Here is a 22,045-nt window from a genome sequence, read left to right as displayed (position 1 = left end):
AAGCGACTGCGTACTAGCCGTGCAGCTTGCGGAGGTAGTCGTACGTGCTGGGGAGGGTGTCGAGGAGGTGGTTCTGCTCCTGCTTGACCTTGCCGAACAGGGCCTCGGCGCCGGCCACCGAATCGGGCTTGTGGGCGAGGATCGGCAGCGGGGCGTCCGGCTCCAGGCCGAGGCCGGCGAAGACGCAGTAGTAGCTGCCGTTGGTCCAGAAGTTGCGGAATTCCGCCTCGAAGTTGCCGTAGTACGTGGACTCGTCCGCGATCGGCGAATTGATGGCCAGGCCGGCCTTGTAGGCGGAGATCTTCTCCTGGATGTTCTTCGGGAGGGTCAGCTCCTTGTTGGCCCGCCAGAACGGCGTGTCGTTGCGCGGCGCGTAGTAGAAGTGCGCCTGGATGAAGTCGCGGGTGTCGTCGAACATCACCTCGATCTCGTGGTTGAAGCTGTTCGCCAGCTCCGGGTTGAAGGTGCGGTCCGGGAAGTGCTTGGCGAGCTGGTAGATGGCCGCGGTGATGAAGTAGATGCCCGTCGATTCCAGCGGCTCCAGGAAAGCGGAGGAGAGGCCGATGCTGACGACGTTGTTCACCCAGGCGCGGCGGTTGCGGCCGACCCGGAACTTCACGTGGTTGAACTTCGTCGTCTCCGGGTCCAGGCCCCACAGGGCGCTGAATTCCCTGGTCGCCTCCTCCTTCGTCGTGAACTTGCTGGAGTAGACGTAACCGGAGCCGAAACGGCCCAGCATCGGGATCTTCCAGGTCCAGCCGGAGGACATCGCGATGGCGGAGGTGTACGGCTCGATGCCGTTCGCCTCGTCGTCGTGCGGGACGGCGGTGGCGACGGCGCTGTCGCACAGCAGGTGGTCGCTCATGTCGATGAACGGCTCTTCCAGCGCCTGGTTGATGAGCAGGCCGCGGAAGCCGGAGCAGTCCACGAACAGGTCGGCGTCCAGCACCCGGCCGGCCTTGGTGTGCAGGGCTTTGACGAAGCCGCGCTCGTCCTTCTCGGCGTGCGTCATCTCGTCCTGGACGTGGTGGACGCCCTGCTTCTCGGTGGCGAAGCGGCGCAGGAAGTCGGCGACCAGCGCGGCGTCGAAGTGCCAGGCGTAGCGGGTGGACGGGGTGCCGTCGAGCCACTTCGGGGACTTCTTCGCGTCCATCACCGGGGGCTCGCGGAAGCACGCGTAGTCGAACGGCTCCTCGGTCAGGCCCTCCAGCTTCCGCTTGGCCCAGTAGTGCGACATCGGGACGTTGTCGCTGTCGGGCAGGATGCCGAACGGGTGGTAGAAGTGGTCCGGGCCGCCGTTCTCCAGCTCACGCGCGTCGGGCTGGCCCTGGCCGCCGGTTCTCCAGTTCACGAACCGCACCGCCATCTTGAAGCTGGCGTTGCACTCCCGCATCCACTCCTCCTCGGCGATGCCGAGGTAGTCGAAGAGGACCTTGTGGAGGTTCGGGACGGTGGCCTCGCCGACACCGATCCGCGGAATCGCCGGCGCCTCCAGGACCGTGATGTCCACGGTGCCCTGCAGGGCCTTCCCGAGATAAGCGGCGGTCATCCAGCCGGCGGTGCCGCCGCCCAGGATGACGACTTTCTGAATGCGCGAGTCGGTGCCGGTCATGTGGGGACTCTCTCTTCCGTCTGCTGGGGAGTTCCGTTGTGCGATGGGAAGAGATTCGGACCGTCGACTATGCGCCACCTATAACCGGCCGTATGGCGTCGATATAGCGGATTGGCCGAATCTCGGTCCCGTTGTATCCGCACCCCGCAACTCCCAGCAGAGGATGGCTGCATCAGATGCCGTACGACGAAGGGACGAAGGGAATCCTCTCGACAGTGGGAGGAACACCGCTCATCGAACTGGAGCGTTTGCTGCCGGGCCTCGGCTCGCGGGTGTTCGCGAAGGTGGAGCGGTTCAATCCCGGAGGAAGTATCAAAGACCGCTCGGCACTCTCCATGGTGCTGGCGCGCATCAGGTCCGGGGAACTCGTCCCGGGCACATCCACGGTGATCGAGTCGAGTTCGGGCAATCTCGCGATCGGGCTCGCCCAGATCTGCGGCTATTTCGGCCTGCGCTTCATCTGCGTCGTCGACGCCCGCACGACCCGGCAGAACGTGGCGATCCTGCGGGCCTACGGGGCCGAGGTCGAGGTCGTCGTCGACCCCGACCCGGTCACCGGCGAGCTGCTGCCCGCCCGGCTGCGGCGGGTCGCCGACCTCGTCGCCGAGACCCCCGACGCCTACTGGCCCGACCAGTACTCCAACCCGCTCAACCCGGTCGCCCACCAGAACACGATGCGCGAGATCGCCGAGGCCCTCGACGGCCGCGTCGACCAGCTCGTCGTGGCCGCGGGCACCAGCGGAACCCTGGGCGGCTGCGCCGAGTACATCCGCCGGCACGGGATGAACACCACCGTCAACGCGGTCGACGCCATCGGCAGCGTGCTGTTCGCCCCGCCCGAGCGCGTCACCCGGCTGATCCCGGGACACGGCGCCTCGGTCGTGCCCCGGCTGCTGCGCCCCTCGGACGCGGACCGGGTCATCCACGTCGGCGACCTCGACTGCGTCGTGGGCTGCCGCCGCCTGGTGCGCCAGGAAGCGGTGCTGGCCGGCGGCTCCTCGGGGGCCGTGGTCGCCGCCCTGGAGCGGATCGCCCCGGACATCATCCCGGGCTCCAACGTGGTCCTCGTCCTGCCCGACGGCGGCGACCGCTACCTGGAGACGATCTACGACGACGACTGGGTGCGCCGCCAGTTCGGCGAGGTCTCCCACCTGTGGAAGGACCCGCAGCCGGCCGTCACGCCCCACCTCGTGGATATAGGCCACGGATAGCGGCCGCTCCCACCATCGAACCATCGCCCCCGCACGATCCCCACCCAACGGAGGAATTCGGATGACCACCCAGATCGCCACCCTCGACGCCGAGCGCAAGGAGCAGATCAAGGAGATCGTCTGCGACATCCTGGAACTCGACCTCGACGAGGTGACCGAGACCAGCCTCTTCAAGGAGGAGCACGACGCCGACTCCCTGCGCACCATCGAGATCCTCGCCTCGCTGGAGCGCGTCTTCGGCATCACGCTGGAGCAGGCCGAGCTCAGCCGCATGGTCAACCTGGTCGGCGTGTACGCCGTGATCGCGGAGGCCGAGGGCAAGTGAGCGACCGGACGGCCGCGACGGGGCGGCGACCCGCCGCCCGGCACCGGGTGGTGATCACGGGTCTCGGTGTCGTGACGAGCATCGGCACGGGCGTCGACGCCTTCGCCGAGGGCCTGCGGGGCGGACGCAGCGGGGCCAAGCCCATCAGCGCGTTCGACACCACCGGCTTCGCCCATTCCAACGCCTGCGAGATCACCGACTTCGAGCCGGAGGCCTGGCTGCGCGAGCTGCCGGCCGACGAGCTCGGCCGGGCCGCCCAGTTCGCGGTCGCCGGGGCCCGCATGGCGGTGGCCGACGGCGGACTCACCGAGGCGGACGTCCGGGCCAGGCGCTCCCTGGTCTCGGTCGGCACCACCGACGGCGAGTCCCGCGACCTCGACCACCTCACCGGGCTCCAGGTCGCCCAGGGCGAGGACACCCTCGACCCGGTGGTCGCCCGGCGCGTCTGGCCGGGCCGGCTCTCCGCCGGGATCGTCCGCGAACTGGGCCTGGAGGACGTCGAGACGGTCACCGTCCCGACCGCCTGCGCCGCCGGCAACTACGCCGTCGGCTACGGCTACGACGCCATCAGCTCCGGCGACGTGGAGATGGCCCTGTGCGGCGGCGCCGACGCCCTGTGCCGCAAGACGTTCACCGGCTTCTACCGGCTCGGCACCATCGCCCCCGACGTGTGCCGGCCCTTCGACGCCGACCGGCAGGGCATCCTCACCGGCGAGGGCGCCGGCATCCTGCTGATGGAGTCCCTGGAATCCGCCCTGGCCCGCGGCGCCCGGATCTACGCCGAGGTCCTCGGGTACGGGCTGTCCTGCGACGCCAGCCACCCGGTCGCCCCCGACCGGGACTCGATCGCCCGCTGCATCACCGCCGCGCACGCCAACGCCGGCATCACCCCCGCCGACGTGGACTTCATCTCCGCGCACGGTACGGGCACCAGGGCCAACGACGTCACCGAGGTCGGCGCGATCCGCCAGGTGTTCGGCGAGGACCTGCCCCGCACCGTCTCCATCAAGTCGATGATCGGCCACACCATGGGCGCCGCCAGCGCCCTGGCCTCAGCGGCCTGCGCCCTCGCCCTGCGCGAGGGGTTCATCCCGCCGACGATCAACCACCGCACCACCGACCCCGAGTGCGGCGTGGACTGCGTACCGAACGAGGCCGTCGAAGCCGACCTCAAGGTCGTGCAGAACAACGGACTCGCCTTCGGCGGCAACAACGCCGTGCTGGTCCTCGGCCACTGGGAAGACGAGAGGAGCGCCGTCGCATGAGCACGGCAGCGGAACCCCGCGAGCGCCAGCTCGTCATCTCGGGCTGGGCGGTCAGCTCCCCGTACGGGCTGGGCCGCCGGGCCTTCGCCGAGGGACTCCTCGCGCGGACGGCGGCCACCGCCCCCGTCGACACCGTCAAGTGGCCCGTCCCGTACGAGGACGCGGGCCTGATCCCCGGCTTCGACATCAAGGAGGTGCTCGGCCGCAAGGGCACCCGCTCCATGGACCGGGCCACGGGCATCGCCGTCGTCACCGTCGGCGAGCTCCTGGAGGACTTCGGCCGGGGCCTGGCCGCCGACCCGGAGAAGACCGGGCTGGTGCTCGGCACCTCCGGCAGCGTCCAGTCCATCATGGACTTCACCAAGGACGCCCTGACGGGGGAGAAGCCCTACCTCGTCGACCCGGCCCGGTTCCCGAACACCGTGATGAACTGCCCGACCGGCCAGAGCGCCATCCGGCACACCCTCAAGGGCCCCAACGTCACCGTCTCCGGCGGTTCCGCCACCGGCCTGCTCGCCCTGAACTACGCCTCCCGCCTGCTGCGCGGCGGCCACGCCAACGCCCTGCTGGCCGGCGCCGCCGAGGAGTACTCCGTCCAGCGGGCCCGCCTGGAGCGGGTCGCCGACCACGGCGGGGCCGAGGCCGACCCGCTCGGCGAGGGCGCCGCGCTGTTCCTGCTGGAGAGCGGGGACGCCGCCCGCGACGGGGGCCGCCAGGTCCTCGCCACCGTACTCGGATCCCGTTTCCGGGCCTTCCCCGAGAGCGGCCGGGCCGGCGCCGCGCTGGCCCGCTGCGTCGAGGAGGTCCTCGCCGACGCGGGCGCCGCCCCCGAGGACATCGCACTGGTCGCCCCGGGCACCCCGGCCGGGCTGCTCGGCAAGCAGGAGGAGTCCGCGCTGGACGGCGTCGCGGGCGAGCGGATCGCCGTACGCCCCCTCGTCGGCGACGCCACCGCCGCCTCGGCCGCCTTCCAGCTGGCCGCCGTCCTCGCCCACGCGGGCGCCCGGCCGGCCCTGGTCGACCGGCTCGCCCTGGTCACAGCCCTCGACCGGGACGGCACCGTCGGGGCCACCCTGCTCCGGCTCGGCTGAACCGGCGGTCCGGAACGGGGGCGCCCGCCGACGCGCCCCCGCCCGCAGTCCCGTACCCCGCCCGCAGCCCCGTACCCCCGCCCGTCCCACCCGTCCCACCCGTCCCGCGCACCCGCGCACGCCCCGCACGCACACCCGCGTTCCGAGAGAGAGGCACCTATCCATGTCCGAGACACCGAGGCCGGTAGCCCTCGTCACCGGCGGCTCGCGCGGCATCGGCCGGGCCGTGGTGGAGATCCTGGCGCGGGACGGCCACGACGTGGCCTTCTGCTACCAGTCCAACGAGGAGGCAGCCCGGCTCGCCGCGAAGTCCGCCGAGGCGCTGGGGGCGCGGGTGCTGGCCCGCCGGGTGGACGTCACGGACCGCGGACAGGTCCGGGCCTTCACCGCGGAGGCCGAGGCGGAGCTGGGCCCGGTGGAGGTGCTGGTCACCGCCGCCGGCATCGTCCGCGACGGTCACCTCGCCATGATGAAGGACGAGGACTGGGACGCGGTCGTCCGCACCAACCTCGACGGCACCTTCAACTTCGCCAAGGCGGTGGCCTTCCCGATGATGAAGCGCCGCCGCGGCACCATCATCACCCTTTCCTCCGTCGCCGCCGCCGGCAACGCCACCCAGAGCAACTACTCCGCCACCAAGGCCGGGATCATCGGCTTCACCAAGGCCCTCGCCAAGGAGTCCGGCCGCAGCGGCCTGCGCGCCAACGCCGTGGCCCCCGGCTTCATCGCCACCGACATGGTCGGCGGCCTGTCCGAGAAGCACGCCAAGGAGATGACGGACCGCATCCCGCTGCGCCGCTTCGGAGAGGCGCACGAGGTCGCCGAACTGGTGTCCTTCCTCGCCTCCGACCGCGCCTCCTACATCACCGGACAGGTCTTCCACATCGACGGCGGTCTGGTCGTCTGACCCGCCCGACCACCGGGACCAGCCTGATTCACAGAGGAGTTTCGACATGGCCGGCCGTGCCGCCAAACCGCCCCGGTTCTACTTCAACCTGCGCAGCCCCTACAACTTCTTCGCCCTGCACGACATCGAGCGCCGCCACCCCGGACTGCTCGACCGCCTCGAATGGCGCCCCTTCTGGGAGCCCGACGAGAGAACCGGACGCCTCCTCGACGAGGCCGGCGGGCAGTTCCCGTACACGCCGATGAGCCGCGCCAAGCAGTTCTACATCCTGCGCGACGTACGCCGCCTCGCCGCCGACCGGGACCTGCCGCTGACCTGGCCGGCCGACCGCACCCCATGGTGGGAGCCGGCCCACCTGACCTGGTTCCTCGCCGCCGACGCGGGCCTCGGCCGCGAGTGGGTGGCACGCGCCGGGCGGGCCCGCTGGCTGGAGGGCCGCGACATCTGCGACCCGGACACCGTCGTCGAACTGGCCGCCGGGATCGGCCTGGACCCCGCCGCCGTGGCCGCCGCCCCCGACGACGCCGGCCTGCGCGCCCGCGGGGCCGCCGCGCTGAAGGACGTGCACCGCGACGGGGTCTTCGGAGTCCCGTACTTCATCAGCGGCAGCGAGCCCTACTGGGGCCTGGACCGGGTCGAGGAGTTCGCCGCTTCCTTCGCGGACGGGGCCCCCGCCCCGGCCGCACGCCCCGAGGAGAGGGAACTCGCCGTCGTCGGAGCCGGCCGCACCACCGACATGAGCCACGCCGGAGGCTGCGGATGAGCACCACCACCGTGGAGGCGCTGCCGCTCACCGCGATCCAGCAGTCCATGTGGACGGCCTACCGGGTCTCGCCCGAGGCCTCCGCCTACAACATCGTCATGCCGCTGCGGCTGCGCGGCCGCGTCGACCCCCTCGCCATGGACGCCGCCGTCACCGCCGTCGGCGCCCGCCAGGACCTGCTGCGCTCGGTCTTCACCGAGAGCGCCGCCGGAGTGCGCCGCACCGTCCGCGAACGGCCCCTGGTCCGCCTCGAGTTCCACGACCTCGACGGCGCCTCCGAGGAGGAGCTGCACCGGGCCGCCGAGGAGGCCGGGGCCCGCCCCTTCCGCCTGGAGTCCGGAGCCTTCCGGGTGGTGCTGCTGCGCCGCTCCGACACGGACTGGGCCCTCGTCACCTCCGCCCACCACATCGTCAGCGACTTCACCTCCCGCTGGCTCCTGGTCCGCGACGTCCTCGACGCCTACGCGGGCATCGCCGCCGCCGCCGAACCCGCCTGGCGCCCCATCCCCGGCTCGTACGCCGACCACGCGGCCGAGGAGCTGCGCTACACCGCCTCCGAGGCGGGGCAGCGGGCCGCCGCCCTGTGGCACGAGTCGGTGGCCGGCGCCGCCGCCGCCGAACTGCCCCTGGACCGGCCCCGGCCCGCCCTGCGCTCCTACCGGGGCGGAACCGTCGTACGGCAGCTCGCCGAGGACACCGCCGACGGGCTGCCCGCGGCGGCCTCCGCCGCCGGGGTGACGCCCTTCGCGTACCTGCTCTCCGTCTTCCAGGCCCTCACCCACCGCTGGACCGGCCAGGACGCCTTCGTCCTCGGCGTTCCCGCCACCAGCCGGATGGGCCGCGCCCAGCGCGACGTGATCGGCTGCTTCCTCAACACCATGCCGGTCCGCGCCGACTTCGACGCCCGCTCCACCTTCCGCAGCGCGGCCGCCCAGGCCGGCGAACGCGTCATGCGCGGCATGGTCAACGTCCGCTACCCCTGCGCACTGGCCTTCCCCCGCGCCACCGTCTTCCGCACCGCGCTGTTCCTCGTCCAGATGGACCGCATGGAGCCGCCGGTGCCCAACGTCCCGCCGGGCGCGAGCGAGGGGCCCTCCGTCCCGTACGCGGGGCTCGACATCGCCCTGATCGACGTCCCCCAGCAGGAGGGCCAGCTGGACCTGCTGCTGCGCATCGAGCAGACCCCGCAGGGGGTCACGGCCGTCTTCTCCTACGACACCGACGTACTGGACCGCGAGACCGTCGCGCGGTTCGCCGACGGCTACGAGCGGATGCTCGCGGCCGCCGTCCAGGACCCGGACACCCCGGTCGCCGACGTGGAACTCGCCGGCGCGAACGAACTGGAGGCCCTGCTGGCCCTGGGCACCGGCGCGGACACCGGACTCGACGGCTTCGACGCCTTCGACGGCTTCGACGAGTTCGACGAGTTCGAGTCCTTCGAGAACGCCCGGGAGCAGCGGTGAGCCCCCGTGTCGCCGTCATCGGCGCGGGACTCGGCGGCCTGACCGCCGCCGCGGCCCTGTACGCCCGCGGCCTGGACGTCACCGTGTACGAGCGCGGCGAGGCCCTGCGCGAGCAGGGCGTCGGCATGCACCTGGGCCCCAACGGCACCAGACTGCTGGAACGCCTGGGCCTCGCCCCGCGCCTCGCCGAAATGGCCGTCCGCCCCGAGGCCCTGGAGGTCCGCGCCTTCCACGACGGGGCCCCGGTGGCCGTGCAGGAGATGGGCGAGGCCTGGGAGCGGCGGTTCCGCGCCCCCTACCTCACCGTCCACCGCGGTGACCTGCACCGCATGCTGGCCGGCCTGGTCCCGGCGGAGCGGGTGCGCACCGGCAAGGAGCTGGTGCGGTACGAGGAGCGCCCCGACGGGGTACTGCTGGAGTTCGCCGACGGCACCACCGACCGGGCCGACGTCCTCGTCGGCGCCGACGGGGTGCACTCGGCGGTGCGCCGCGCCCTCGCCGGCGACGACGCCCCCGTGTACTCCGGGAACAGCGCCCTGCGCGGCCTGGTCGCCGCGGCGGACGTACCCGGCCTCGACCCGGCCCGCATGTACATGTTCGCGGGCCCCGGCGCACGCGTGCTGTGCTACCCGGTCTCCGGCGGGCGGGAGTTCACCTACGTGGTGGTGGCCCCGGCCCCCGAGGGCGACGCCGAGTCCTGGACCAGCGCCGGCGACCGGGCCGACCTGGACTCCGTCCTCGCCGGCTGGGCGCCGCAGGTCCGCGAACTGGCCGGCGCGGCGGGCGAGGTGCGCCGCTGGGCCCTGTACGACCGGGCCCCCCTGGAACGCTGGAGCACCGCCCGCACCACCCTGCTCGGCGACGCCGCCCACCCGATGCTCCCGCACCACGGACAGGGTGCCAACCAGGCCCTCGAGGACGCCGTCGCCCTCGCCGTCTGCCTCGCCGAAGCAGCCCCGGACGCCCCCGGCACCGCCGCCGCCCTCGAACGCTACGAGGCGCTCCGCCGCCCCCACACCACCCGGGTGCAGCTCGGCTCCCGCGAGGGCGGCAAGCCCCCCGGCGGCCCCGGCGGTGACGTCAGGGGCGCGGCCGCCGACGTGAGCTGGATCCTCGACCACGACGTGGAAGCGGCCCTGCGCACCCCGGTGACCAGCGCCGCCGCCTGAACCGCACCTCCCCCTCCCACGGGCCCCCGACGCCGTCCGGCGCCGGGGGCCCGTCCCGCGTTCCGGCCCGTATATCCGCTCGATAGGGCATCGATAGCGCCCTCTTCAAGGATGGCCACACCTGATCACGCGAAGGGAACAGCGATGAGCGAACAGCAGAACGGCAACCGGTCCGGCGACGCGGAGGCACAGACCCGCTACCGCGTCGTCCTCAACGACGAGGAGCAGTACTCGATCTGGTGGTCCGGGCGCGAACTCCCCGCCGGCTGGACCGCCGAGGGCACCGAGGGCACCCGCGAGGAATGCCTCGCCCGGATCACCGAGGTGTGGACCGACCTGCGCCCCGCCAGCCTGCGCCGGCGCATGTCCGCCGCCTCCGCGGCCTGACCCACCCGCACCGCCGGGCCCGTCCCGGACCGCCAAGGCCTCGGGCACGGCCGACGCCACCCGATCCCGATGAAGGAGAGAACGTGAACGACCGTACGCAGTCGGGATCCGCCCCCGGCCGTCTGCTGCTGCCCGCCCTGTTCAGGGCCCAGGCCGCCCGCACCCCCGAGGCCCCCGCCGTCCTCGGCGCCGACGGAGCCGTCCTCGACTACGCCGCCCTGGACGGGCTCGCCGCCCGCTACGCCGCGGCCCTGCGCGCCCGGGGCGTGGCCCCCGGCGACTTCGTCGGCGTCTGCCTGCCCCGCGGCCCGGAACTGGTCGCCGCGCTGCTCGGCGTCTGGTTCGCCGGCGCCGCCTACGTCCCCCTCGACCCCCACTACCCCGAGGCCCGCCTCGCCCTCGTGCTGGAGGACGCCGGCGCGGCCGTCGTCCTCGCCGCGCAGGGCACCGCCGCCCGGCTGCCCGCCGGCACCAACGTCCTCGACGTCACCGACGCGCCGCGGACCGTACCGGACGAGGAGGCCGCCGCCTTCCCGCTGGCCCCCGACGCCGCCCGGCCCGCGTACGTCCTGCACACCTCCGGCTCCACCGGCCGCCCCAAGGGCGTCCTGGTCCCGCACGGCGGCATCGCCAACCGGGTCCGCTGGCTGGCCCACCGCCACAAGCTGGGCGCCGCCGACCGCTTCCTGCTGAAGACCACCATCGGCTTCGACGCCGCCGGCCTGGAGGTCTTCTCCCCGCTGATCAGCGGCGGCGCGGTCGCCGTCGCCCCCGAGGACGCCGAACGCGACCCGGCCGCCCTGCTGCGCGCCGTCGCCGCGCACGGGGTCACCGTCCTGCAGGGCGTGCCCTCCGTCTACCGGCGCCTGGTCGAACAGGCCGGCTGGGAGGACGCCGGCGCCCTGCGGCTGATCTTCAGCGCGGGCGAGCCGCTGCACGCCGAACTCTGCCGGACGCTCGCCGAGCTGGCCCCGCGCGCCGAGATCTGGAACACCTACGGCCCCACCGAAGCCTCCGTCGACGTCACCGAGCACCGCTGGGACCCGGCCCAGCAGACCGGCGCCGTCCCCATCGGCCGCCCCATCGCCCACATGCGGGCCCTCGTCCTCGACCCGGCCGGCCGGCCCGTGCCCGTCGGCGTCCCCGGCGAACTGCACGCCGGCGGCGTCGGCCTCGCCCTCGGCTACCAGGGCCGCCCCGACCAGACCGCCGAACGCTTCGTGCCCGACCCGTACGGCGCCCCCGGCGAGCGGCTCTACCGCACCGGCGACCGCGTCCGCTGGCTCGCCGACGGCACCCTGGAGTACCTCGGCCGCCTCGACCACCAGGTCAAGGTCAACGGCGTCCGCATAGAGACCGGCGAGGTCGAGGCCGCCCTCGCCGCCCACCCCTGGGTCCGCGGCGCCGTCGCCGCCGCCGTCCCCGACGGCTCCGGCGGACACCGCCTCGTCGCCTGGGTCCAGTCCCGCGGCGAGCTGCTGCGCCCCGAGGAACTGCGCACCTTCCTGCGCCGCGCCCTGCCCGACCCGCTGATCCCGTCCCTCTACGTGCCCGTCGCCGAGTTCCCGCTCACCGCCAACGGCAAGATCGACCGCTCCGCCCTGCCCGAGCCGGCCGCCGCGGCCGCCTCCGCCGCCGAGGGCGCCCACGTCCCCGTGCGCACCCCCGCCGAACGGGTCGTCGCCGAGCAGTGGTCCGCCCTCCTCGGCATCCCCGCCGACCGGATCGGCGCCACCAACGACTTCTTCCAGCTCGGCGGCGCCTCCCTGCTCCTCAGCCGGCTCGCCGAGGCCCTGACGGCCGCCGCCGGCACCCGGGTCCCGCTGCGCGCCCTGTTCACCGCCACCACCGTGGAGGCCCAGGCCGCCCTGCTCGCCGACGCCCCCGCCCTCGCCGCCACCGCCGCCGGAGCCGACGCCGACGCCGACGAGACCGTCCGGCCCGTGGAACGCCCCGCGCAGGGCCTGCCCCTGTCGCCCGGCCAGCAGGGCCTGTGGCTGATGGACCGGATGCGCCCCGGCAGCGCCGAGTGGAACGCGCCCGTCTTCATCACCCTGCCGCACGAGTACGCCGACACCACCGTCGCCGCCGCCCTGACCGGCCTCGCCGAACGCCACGAGATCCTGCGCACCCGCTACGTCCTGCGCGCTGCCGAGCCCGTCCAGATCGCCGACGCCGACGCCCGCGTCGAGCTGCGCACCACCCGCGCGGACACGGCGTCCGCCCGGGGCGCCCTGATCGAGGACGAGTTCAGTCGGCCCTTCGACCTGGAGGACGGCCCCGTCTGGCGCGCCCTGACCGTACGCGGCACGGACTCCCTGCACCTCGTGCTGTCCGTCCACCACATCGCCTGCGACGGCTGGTCCTCCGTCGTCCTCGAACGCGACCTGCTGGCCCTCGCCGCCGCCCACCACCACGGCACCACCGCCGAACTGCCCGCCCTGCCCGTGCAGTACGCCGACCACGCCGCCCACCAGCGGCGGCGGCTGGCCGGATCCGCCGCCGGCGCGGAGCTCTCGTACTGGAAGCAGGCCCTGGAGGGCATCCTCCCCGTCGACCTGCCCGCCGACCGGCCCCGGCCCGCCGTCCGCGACGGACTCGGCGCCGCCCACGTGTTCACCATCCCCGCCGAGCTGGCCGAACGGGCCGCCGCCCTCGGACGCGGCCACGGCGCCACCCTCCAGCAGACCCTGCTGACCGTGTTCGGGACCCTCGTGGCCCGGCTCACCGGCCAGTGGGACGTCCCCGTCGGCGTGCCCGTCGCCGGGCGCGAGCGGCCCGAGGTCGCCGACGTCGTCGGCTTCTTCCTCAACACCCTGGTGATGCGCTGCGACGCCCCCGCCGACGCCACCTTCGCCGAGGCACTGGTCCGGGTCCGCGACACCGCCCGGGCCGCCTTCGCCCACCAGGACCTGCCCTTCGACCGGCTCGTCGCCGAGCTGGACGAGTCCCGGGACCCCGCCCGCACCCCCCTCTACCAGGTCATGTTCGACCTGCACGAGGAGGGCCGCACCGGTACCGCCACGGCCGCCGACGACGTCGACGCCTTCCGCGGAGCCTGGCGCTCCGCCCGCACCGACCTCACCTTCGTCGTGCAGCGGCAGGCCGACGGCTCCCTGCTCGGCATGGTCGAGTACGCCACCTCCCTCTTCGACGCGGCCACCGTCGAACGGTTCGCCGCCGGCTGGGTCCGGCTGCTGGAGTCCGTCACCGCCGACCCCGGGGTCCGCCTCGGCCGCGCCGACCTGCTCCCGCCCGCCCTGCGCGCGGAGCTCCTGGCCCTGGGCCCGGGCGCCCCCGAACCCGGCGCCGGCCGGGCCGCCGAGGACACCGTGCACACCGCCGTCGCGGCCGTCGCCCGCCGCACCCCGCAGGAGACCGCCGTCGTCTGCGGCGGCGAGAGCTGGAGCTACGCCCGGCTGGAACGCCGCGCCGAGGCCTTCGGGCAGCGGCTGCGGGAACTGGGCGCGGGCCCCGAGACCACCGTCGCCGTCATGCTGGGCCGCACCCCCGACCTGATCGCCGCCTACCTCGGCACCTGGAAGGCCGGCGCCGCCTACGTACCGCTCGACCCGGCGGCCCCCGACGACCGCCTCGGCTACGTCCTGCGGGACGCCGGCGCCACCCTGCTGGTCTCCGACCTGGCCGGCGCCACCCGGCTGCGCGGCCACCACGAGGGCCCCTGGCTGGCGGTGGACACCGACACCCGCCTCGCCGCCGCCTCCGGCGCTCCGCAGGGTTCCGGGCTCGCCGCCCGGGCGCCCGGCGCCGGGGTCGCCGCCGCCGCGGGCGCCGCCGCCCTGGCCTCGGCCAGCGACCCGGCGCTCGCCGCCGACGGGCTCGACGCGTGGGCCCGTACCGCCCGGCCGCACAGCGAGGGGCCGCCGTCCTGGTCCACCACACCGCCGGAGGCACCGGCCGACCCGGCGCGGCTCGCGTACATCATGTACACCTCCGGCTCCACCGGCCGCCCCAAGGGCGTCGCCGTCGAGCACCGGACCCTGCTGGCCATGCTCCGCGCATCGCAGGCCCACCTGGACTTCGGGCAGGGCCCCGACGACGCCTGGCTTGCCCTGGCCCAGCCCACCTTCGACATCTCCTGCACCGAGCTGCTGATGCCGCTCGTCGCCGGCGGCCGCGTGGTCCTGGCACAGGAGCGGGACCTCGGCGACCACGCCGCACAGCTGCGGCTCATCGAGGAGCACGGCGTCAGCCACCTCCAGGTCGCCCCGCCGCACTGGCAGATGCTCATCGACGCGGGACTCGGCCGACGCCCGCTCGTCGGCCAGACCGGCGGCGAGCCCTGCCCGCCCGCCCTGGCCCGGGACCTGTCCCGCCGCCTGCTGCGGTTCGTCAACGAGTACGGGCTCACCGAGACCACCATCGCCGCCACCCGCTGGGACGCCCACGACACCGCAACGGCCGTACCCGTCGGCCGCGCCTACCCGCACGTCACCGCCCGCGTCCTGGACGAGTACCTGGAGCCCGTCCCGTACGGGACCACCGGCGAACTATGCGTCGGCGGCGCCGGCCTGGCCCGCGGCTACCACGGCCGCCCCGGCCTGACCGGGGCCCTTTTCGTCCCCGATCCGTACGGAAACCCCGGCGCCCGCCTCTACCGCACCGGCGACCGGGCCCGGATGTCCGCCGACGGCACCATCGAGTTCGCCGGCCGCGCCGACGGCCAGGCCAAGATCCGCGGCCGCCGCGTGGAGACCGGCGAGGTGCAGGGCGTCCTCGCCGAGCACCCCGGCGTCTCGCAGTGCGCGGTCGTCGTGCACGGCACGGGCTCCACCGCCGCGCTCGTCGCCTACTGGGTCCCCAGCGGCTCCAACCCGCCCGGGGACTCCGAACTCCTCGACCACTGCGCCCGCAGCCTGCCGGACTACATGGTCCCCGCGCTGCTGGTACCCGTACCGGAGATCCCGCTCACCCGGCACAACAAGGTCGACACGGCGGCCCTGCCCGCCCCCGACCTCGCCGCGGCCCTCTCCGACGAGCCGTACACCGCGCCGGAGGGCCCGGTCGAGGAGATCGTCGCCGAGATCTGGGCCGAGGTCCTCGCCGGGGAGGACGGCACCACCCGCCGGATCGGCGCCCGCCAGGGCTTCTTCCGGATCGGCGGGAACTCCGTCCTCGCCGCCCGCGTCATCGCCCGACTCCACGAGGAGTTCGACGTCGAGATGCCGCTGCGCGCCGTCTTCGAGCACCCCACCGTCGCCGGTCTCGCCGCAGCCGTCGAAGAGGCCGTCCGCCTCGAGATCGAGACCCTCGACCACGCCGAACTCGCCATCGCCCACAGGGAGTACCAGCCGTGACCGCACCCACCGCACCCACGCAGGACGAGCTGCGCGCGGAGCTGCTGCGCAGACGGCTCGCCGGCCGCGCGGGCCGCGCCGCGGGCGGCCCGGCCCGTACCGGGATCCCGCGCGCCGACCGGGGGGCGCCGCTGGCGCTCTCCGCGGGCCAGCGCCAGCTGTGGTTCCTGCACCAGCTCGACCCGGACAGCCCCGAGTACCTCCTGCCGCTCGCCCACCGGCTGCGCGGCCCCCTCGACGAGAACGCCCTGCGCCGCTCCTTCGACGCGCTGGCCGCCCGCCACGAGATCCTGCGCACCCGCTACCTCCTCGACGGCACCGAGCCCCGCCAGTGCGTCGACGCGGCCGGCCCCGTCGACTACGCCGTCACCGAGGTCAGCGGCGTCGCCGACGCCGACCGGGACGCCGCCGCGGCCGCCTTCGCCCGGGCCCGCGCCACCGAGGTGTTCGACCTGGCCACCCAGGCCCCGCTGCGGGTGCGGCTGCTGCGCCTGGCCGCCGACGACCACGTCCTGGTCGTGGTCATGCACCACATCGCCTGCGACGCGCTGACCCGGCCGCTACTCCTCGCCGACCTGGCCGCCTGCTACCGGGCCGCCGTGACCACCACCGGCCCGCTGGACGGCGTACTGCCCGAACCGCCCGTCCAGTACGCCGACTACGCGGCCTGGATGAACGCCCGCCAGAGCGGCCCCGCCGCCGAGGCCGCCCTCGACTGGTGGCGCGGACAGCTCGCCGGCACCGAACCGCTCGGACTGCCCACCGACCGGCCCCGGCCCTCCGTGCGCGGCTGGGCCGGCGCCGTCACCGAGTTCGACGTGCCGGCCGCCACCGCCGCCCGGCTGCGCACCCTCGCCGAACAGGAGGGCGCCACCCTCTTCATGGTCCTGCTCAGCGCCTACCAGGCACTGCTGGGCCGCTACACCGGCAAGCGGGACGTCAGCGTCGGCACGGCCGTCTCCGGCCGCACCCGCCCCGAACTCCAGCAGATGGCCGGCTACGCCTACAACAGCCTGGTGCTGCGCGGCCGCTGGCAGGGCGACCCCGCCTTCCGCGAGCTGCTCGCCGGCAACCGCACCGCCGTCCTGGACGCCTTCGACCACCAGGACACCCCCTTCGACAGGATCGCCGACGAGCTGGAGCCCGAACGCGACCTGTCCACCACCCCCCTCTTCCAGGTGATGTTCGACCTGGCCTCCGGGCAGGGCTCCGACAGCCCCGACCTGCCCGGCCTCACGGCCGGCCCGGTCGCCGCCAGCGGCAAGATCGCCCGCTTCGACCTCACCATGCACCTCGCCGAACGCCCCGACGGCTCCCTGCACGGCGCCCTGGAGTACGCCACCGACCTGTTCGAGGCCGCCACCGCCGAGCGGATCACCGGCCACTACGCCGCCCTGCTCGCCGCCGTCGCCGAAAACCCCGGCGCGCCCCTGTCCACCCTGGAGTTCATCGGCGGCGCCGAGCGCGCCCTGCTCCTCGACGGCCCCGCCGAGCCCGTCGGCGCCCCCGTGGACGCCGCCGCCCTGCGGCCCGTCTTCGAGACCATCGCCGAGCGGATGGCCGCCACCCCCGGCGCGGTCGCCGTCCGGCACGCCGGCGGCGAGCTCACGTACGCCGAACTCGACGCCAGCGCCGACTCCTTCGCCCGCCGCCTGGTCGGGCTCGGCGTACGCCCCGACGACACCGTGGGCGTGCTCCTGGACCGGGGCCCCGACCTGGTCGCCGCCCTGCTGGGCATCTGGCGGGCCGCCGCCGCGTACGTGCCGATCGACCCGGGCTACCCGGACGAGCGGATCGCCTACATGCTCGGCGACACCGGCACCCGCCTCGTCGTCACCCAGTCCCGGCACGCCTGCCGCTTCGAGAACGGGGCCGTGTCCCTCGTCGTCGTCGACGACCCGGCCGAGCGCACCGCCCTCGCCACCGCCGAGGCCGAACTGCCCGCCGCCCACGACCTCGACCAGCTCGCCTACGTCATCTACACCTCCGGCTCCACCGGCAAGCCCAAGGGCGTCCTCATCGGCCACCGGGGCCTGGCCAACTACCTCACCTGGACCGCCGGCGCCTACGCCTCGGCCGGCACCGGCGGCGCCCCCCTGTTCTCCTCCGTCGCCTTCGACCTGGGCGTCCCCGACCTGTACGCCCCGCTGATGACCGGGCAGAGCGTCCACCTGCTGCCCCAGGACTTCGACACCGCCGACCTGGGCGCGCTGCTCGCGGACGGGGGACCGTACGCCTTCATCAAGCTCACCCCCGGCCACCTCGACCTGCTCTCCCAGCAGCTGGAGCCCGCGCAGGTCCGCGACCTGGCCGGACTGGTCATCGCCGCCGGCGACTCCTTCACCCACCGCCTCGCCGAACGCTGGGCGGCTGCCGCGGGCCCCGACGGCACCCGCCTCGCCGCCGAGTACGGCCCCACCGAGATCACCGTCGGCAACTCGGCGCACTTCCTCGCCGCCGACGGCGCCCCCCGCGGCCCCGTCACCACCGAGCTCGTCTCCATCGGCCGGGCCATCCCCCACACCACCATGTACGTCCTCGACGAGCGGCTGCGGCCACTGCCGCTGGGCGTCCCCGGCGAGGTGTGGATCGGCGGCACCGGCCTGGCCCGCGGCTACGCCGGCCGCCCCGACCTCACCGCGGAACGCTTCCTGCCCGACCCGTACGGCGCACCCGGCGCCCGCATCTACCGCACCGGCGACCTCGCCCGGGTCCTGCCCGACGGCAGCCTCGACTTCGTCGCCCGCATCGACCACCAGGTCAAACTCCGCGGCTACCGCATCGAACTCGGCGAGATCGAGACCGCCCTCACCGCGCTGCCTGCCGTCGGGGAGGCCGTCGCCCTCGTCCGCGAGGACACCCCCGGCGACAAGCAGCTGGTCGCCTACCTCGTCCCCGCCCCCGGCGCCGACGAGGGCGCACTGGCCCCCGCCGCCCTCAAGGACACGCTGGCCGAGGCCCTGCCCGCCTACATGATCCCCTCCGCCTACCTGCGCCTGGACGCCCTCCCGCTCACCGCCAACGGCAAGCTCGACCGGCGCGCCCTGCCCGCCCCCGGCCGCGAGGCCACCGCCGTCGGCGAGCACGTCGAGGCCCGCGACGCCGCCGAGGCCTCCATCGCCGCCGTCTGGGCCCAGGTCCTCGGCCTGGAGAAGGTCGGCGTCCACGACAACTACTTCGACCTCGGCGGCGACTCCATCCGCGCCGTCTCCCTCGTCGGCGCCCTGCGCGAGGCCGGCTGGGAGACCAGCGTCCGCGACGTCTTCGAACACCGCACCGTCGCCAGGCTCCGCGCCGCCCTCGGCGACCAGACCGGCGACGGCTCCGCCGAACGCGCCGACGGCCCCGTCGCCCCCTTCGCCCTGATCTCCGAGGAGGACCGGCTCACCCTGCCCGCCGACGTCACCGACGCCTACCCGGTCTCCCGGATCCAGGCCGGAATGCTCGTCGAGATGCACGGCCGCAGCGGCGAGAACCGCTACCACAACATCACCTCCTTCCGGATCCGCGACGCCCTCCCCTTCGACCCCGAGGTCTTCCGGCGCGCCGCCGACCTGATCGTCGAACGCCACGAGGTGATGCGGACCTCCTTCGCCATGGCCGGCTACAGCGAGCCCCTCCAGCTCGTCCACGCCGTCGGCACCGTCTCCATGCCGTGCGTCTTCGAGGACCTGCGCCACCTGCCCCGCGAGGAACGCGAGTCCACCCTGTGGTCCTTCGCCGACCGCGACCGCGAGGAGCTGTTCGACCTCACCGCCGCCCCCCTCATGCGGATGGCCGTCCACCTCGTCGACGACGAGAGCTGGTGGCTGTCCATCACCGAGTGCCACCCCGTCATCGAGGGCTGGAGCTACCACTCCCAGCTGATGGAGCTGCTCCGCGCCTACAACGCCATCCGCACCGGCGGCGAGCCCGAACCGGCCCCGCCCGTCCCGGCCGTGCGCTACGCCGACTTCATCGCCGGCGAGCTGCGCTCCCTGGCCGACGCCGGGGACCGCGACTACTGGCGCGAACTCGTCGACTCCCACGACAAGTTCACCATCCCCACCGGCTGGGGCGGCGACCCGCACGGCATCGACGAGCGCTACCGCATCGACATCGACCTCGCCGAGGTCGAGCCGGGCCTGCGCGCGCTCGCCTCCGCCGCGCAGGTCCCGTACAAGAGCGTCCTGCACGCCGCGCACGGCAAGGTCCTGTCGATGCTGACCCGGGCCGGGGCCTTCCGCGGCGGCATGGTCGCCGACGCCCGCCCCGAGGAGGCCGGCGCCGAGCGGGTCTCCGGCATGTACCTCAACTCCGTGCCCTTCCCCTACCGCACGGGCGCCGCTACCTGGGGCGAGCTGGCCCAGGAGGTGTTCGCCCGCGAGGTCTCGCTGTGGCCGCACCGCCGCTACCCGATGCCCGCCATGCGCGTGCCCGGCGGCGAGAGCCACCTGATCGACGTGCTCTTCCACTACCTGGACTTCCACCAGGTCGACGTCGAACTCATCGACATCATGGCCAGCCGCGACGACAGCCCCAACGAGTTCCCGCTCGTCGTCGGCACCCCGGTGCGCGGCCACATGTCGATCGCCTCCCGTACGAGGACCCTCGCCAAGGCCAACGCCGAACGCCTCGCCGGGCTCTACCGGGCCGTGCTCGCCGAGATGGCCCGCACCGGGGCCGACGGGGACGCCACCGGCGCCTTCCCCACCCCGTACGAGAGGGCCCGCCTGGCCGCGCCGCCGCTGCCGCACCCCGAGACCCCGGTGGACGTCCTCACCGGCTTCGAGGCACGGGCCGCCCGCACCCCGTGGGCCACCGCCCTCACCGGTGCCGGCGCCCCCGGCACCTCCTACGCCGAGCTCGACGAGCGGGCCAACCGCATCGCCCGCCGGCTGCGCGCCCTCGGCGCCGGCCCCGAGACCCGGGTCGCCGTCCTGCTGGACCGCGGGCCCGAACTGGTGGCCGCCCTGCTCGGCGTGTGGAAGGCCGGCGCGGCGCAGCTCCCGGTCGACCCCTGCACCCCGGACGCCCGGATCGCCGGGCTCGGCTTCGAACTGGCCCTCACGCAGGCCTCGTACGCCCCGCGCTTCGCCGGGATCCTGCCCGAGGGGCGGGTGCTCGCCACCGAGGACGTCTCCCACGAGGGCGACGGCGGCCCGCTCGGCCTGGCCCTCGACCCGGACCGGCTGGCGTACGTCCTGCACACCTCCGGCTCCACCGGCACCCCCAAGGGCGTCGAGGTCACCCACCGGGCCCTCGCCCACTACCTCGACTGGGCCGTACGGGCCTACGCGGAGGCCGGCACCGGCGGCGCCCCCTGGTTCACCTCCGTCGGCTTCGACCTGGGCCTGCCCGCCCTGTACGCGCCGCTGCTCACCGGGCAGCGGGTGCACCTGCTGCCGCAGGACTGGCAGCCGGGCGAGTTCGGCCCGCTGCTGCTGGCCGGCGCCCCGTACTCCTTCGCCGGCCTGACCCCCGGCCACCTCCAGCTGCTGGAGGCGCAGCTCACCGACAGCGAGCTCGGCGGCCTCGCCGGGATCACCGTCTGCGCCGGCGACGCCTACCCGACCGCGCAGGCCGAGCGGGTCTCCGCCCGGATCGCCGCGGCCGGCGGGCGGATGCTGCTCGGCTCCGAGTACGGGCCCACCGAGGCCACCGTCGCCGCCACCTTCGGGTACGTCCGCCCCAACACGGGCCGCACCCTCGTCCCGCTCGGCTCCAGCCTGCCCGGCGTGCTGCTGAGGATCCTCGACGAGCGGCTGCGGCCGGTGCCCGACGGCATCGCCGGCGAGGTCTGGCTCGGCGGCGAGGGACTGGCCCGGGGGTACGCGGGACAGCCCGCACTCACCGCCGAATCGTTCCTCCCGGACCCGTACGGACTCCCCGGCACCCGCATCTACCGCACCGGCGACCTCGCCCGCCTCCTGCCCGGCGGCATCCTGGAGTTCACCGGCCGCGCCGACGAGCAGGTCAAGATCCGCGGCCACCGCGTCGAACCCGGCGAGGCCGAGGCCGCCCTGACCGCCGACCCGGCCGTCCGCGAGGCGCTCGTCACCCCCGTGGACGCCGCCGACGGCGGCAAGCGGCTCGCCGCCTGGGTGGTCCCCGCCGACGGGGCGCCCGTCGAGGTGGCCGCCCTGCGCGACCGGCTGCGCACCGTCCTGCCCGCCGCCGTCATCCCGGCCACCGTCACCGTCGTCGCCCGGCTCCCGCTGACCGCGAACGGCAAGCGCGACAAGGCCGCCCTGGCCTCCCGCCAGGCCACCGCGACCCCCCTGCCGTACACCGCCCCCCGCACCGACCTGGAGAAGGTGCTCGCCGAGGTCTGGCGCGAGGTACTCGGCCTCGAACAGGTCGGCGTCCACGACGACTTCCGCGACCTCGGCGGGGACTCCCTGCTGGTCGCACCCCTGCTCGTCACCGCCCGCAGGCACGGACTGGCCCTCGACCTGGCCACCGCGCTCCGCAACCACACGGTCGCCCAGACGGCCACCGCGCTCGAAGCCGCCGCCCGCGAGGACGGCGCAGACCACCCCCGGAAGGGCTGAT

General features: G+C 74.5%; 12 protein-coding genes. 11 read left to right on the top strand and 1 reads right to left on the bottom strand.

The genetic code is table 11. The features are described from left to right. Window positions 1-13: 13 nt before the first annotated feature. Window positions 14-1,612, bottom strand: a complete 1,599-nt coding sequence (locus ABD973_RS07095) for a tryptophan halogenase family protein (RefSeq protein ID WP_125822837.1) — start codon at window positions 1,610-1,612, stop codon at window positions 14-16. 176 nt (window positions 1,613-1,788) lie between these two features. On the opposite strand from ABD973_RS07095, the gene sbnA reads away from it, so the two are divergent. From sbnA to ABD973_RS07040, 11 genes are all read left to right on the top strand, one after another. Further along, window positions 1,789-2,823 (top strand): 2,3-diaminopropionate biosynthesis protein SbnA, encoded by a 1,035-nt coding sequence (gene sbnA / locus ABD973_RS07090; RefSeq protein ID WP_125596520.1) that lies wholly within the window; start codon window positions 1,789-1,791, stop codon window positions 2,821-2,823. Between the two features lie 61 nt (window positions 2,824-2,884). Then, window positions 2,885-3,148, top strand: a complete 264-nt coding sequence (locus ABD973_RS07085; RefSeq protein WP_007267082.1) for an acyl carrier protein — start codon at window positions 2,885-2,887, stop codon at window positions 3,146-3,148. Continuing rightward, window positions 3,145-4,413 carry a beta-ketoacyl-[acyl-carrier-protein] synthase family protein gene (locus ABD973_RS07080; protein WP_125596523.1) on the top strand — a complete coding sequence of 423 codons (1,269 nt, stop codon included), beginning with the start codon at window positions 3,145-3,147 and terminating at the stop codon, window positions 4,411-4,413. The genes ABD973_RS07085 and ABD973_RS07080 overlap by 4 nt, the downstream gene beginning before the upstream one ends. Further along, window positions 4,410-5,504, top strand: a complete 1,095-nt coding sequence (locus tag ABD973_RS07075) for a beta-ketoacyl synthase N-terminal-like domain-containing protein (RefSeq protein WP_125822838.1) — start codon at window positions 4,410-4,412, stop codon at window positions 5,502-5,504. The genes ABD973_RS07080 and ABD973_RS07075 overlap by 4 nt, the downstream gene beginning before the upstream one ends. Before the next feature lie 163 nt (window positions 5,505-5,667). After that, entirely contained in the window at window positions 5,668-6,411 is a 744-nt protein-coding gene (gene fabG, locus ABD973_RS07070) for a 3-oxoacyl-[acyl-carrier-protein] reductase (RefSeq protein WP_125596529.1), read from the top strand. Window positions 6,412-6,457: 46 nt separating this feature from the next. Next, the gene (locus tag ABD973_RS07065) at window positions 6,458-7,174 is read left to right on the top strand and encodes a 2-hydroxychromene-2-carboxylate isomerase (RefSeq protein WP_125822839.1); all 717 of its coding nucleotides are present in this window, start codon (window positions 6,458-6,460) and stop codon (window positions 7,172-7,174) included. Beyond that, entirely contained in the window at window positions 7,171-8,637 is a 1,467-nt protein-coding gene (locus ABD973_RS07060) for a condensation domain-containing protein (RefSeq protein WP_345499277.1), read from the top strand. Before ABD973_RS07065 ends, ABD973_RS07060 begins: the two co-directional genes overlap by 4 nt. Further along, on the top strand, window positions 8,634-9,806 hold the full coding sequence (locus ABD973_RS07055) for an FAD-dependent monooxygenase (protein ID WP_345499275.1): 1,173 nt from the start codon (window positions 8,634-8,636) through the stop codon (window positions 9,804-9,806). The genes ABD973_RS07060 and ABD973_RS07055 overlap by 4 nt, the downstream gene beginning before the upstream one ends. Before the next feature lie 144 nt (window positions 9,807-9,950). Next, a complete protein-coding gene (locus ABD973_RS07050) occupies window positions 9,951-10,193 on the top strand; it encodes an MbtH family protein (RefSeq protein ID WP_125596541.1) in 243 nt (80 codons plus the stop codon). An 83-nt stretch (window positions 10,194-10,276) separates the two neighbouring features. After that, window positions 10,277-15,511 carry an amino acid adenylation domain-containing protein gene (locus tag ABD973_RS07045; RefSeq protein WP_345499272.1) on the top strand — a complete coding sequence of 1,745 codons (5,235 nt, stop codon included), beginning with the start codon at window positions 10,277-10,279 and terminating at the stop codon, window positions 15,509-15,511. Next, the gene (locus ABD973_RS07040; RefSeq protein ID WP_345499270.1) at window positions 15,508-22,044 is read left to right on the top strand and encodes an amino acid adenylation domain-containing protein; all 6,537 of its coding nucleotides are present in this window, start codon (window positions 15,508-15,510) and stop codon (window positions 22,042-22,044) included. Before ABD973_RS07045 ends, ABD973_RS07040 begins: the two co-directional genes overlap by 4 nt. Window position 22,045: the final 1 nt, after the last annotated feature.

Source organism: Streptomyces racemochromogenes (assembly GCF_039535215.1).
Taxonomy (GTDB): domain Bacteria; phylum Actinomycetota; class Actinomycetes; order Streptomycetales; family Streptomycetaceae; genus Streptomyces; species Streptomyces racemochromogenes.
This window is presented reverse-complemented; position numbering and strand designations above follow the sequence as displayed.

What these genes read in the sequence shown, in the direction of transcription:
- fabG (WP_125596529.1), top strand. Translation starts at nt 5,668, where the DNA reads ATGTCCGAGACACCGAGGCCGGTAGCCCTCGTCACCGGCGGCTCGCGC.
- ABD973_RS07065 (WP_125822839.1), top strand. Translation starts at nt 6,458, where the DNA reads ATGGCCGGCCGTGCCGCCAAACCGCCCCGGTTCTACTTCAACCTGCGC.
- ABD973_RS07075 (WP_125822838.1), top strand. Translation starts at nt 4,410, where the DNA reads ATGAGCACGGCAGCGGAACCCCGCGAGCGCCAGCTCGTCATCTCGGGC.
- ABD973_RS07095 (WP_125822837.1), bottom strand. Translation starts at nt 1,612, where the DNA reads ATGACCGGCACCGACTCGCGCATTCAGAAAGTCGTCATCCTGGGCGGC.
- sbnA (WP_125596520.1), top strand. Translation starts at nt 1,789, where the DNA reads ATGCCGTACGACGAAGGGACGAAGGGAATCCTCTCGACAGTGGGAGGA.
- ABD973_RS07060 (WP_345499277.1), top strand. Translation starts at nt 7,171, where the DNA reads ATGAGCACCACCACCGTGGAGGCGCTGCCGCTCACCGCGATCCAGCAG.
- ABD973_RS07050 (WP_125596541.1), top strand. Translation starts at nt 9,951, where the DNA reads ATGAGCGAACAGCAGAACGGCAACCGGTCCGGCGACGCGGAGGCACAG.
- ABD973_RS07085 (WP_007267082.1), top strand. Translation starts at nt 2,885, where the DNA reads ATGACCACCCAGATCGCCACCCTCGACGCCGAGCGCAAGGAGCAGATC.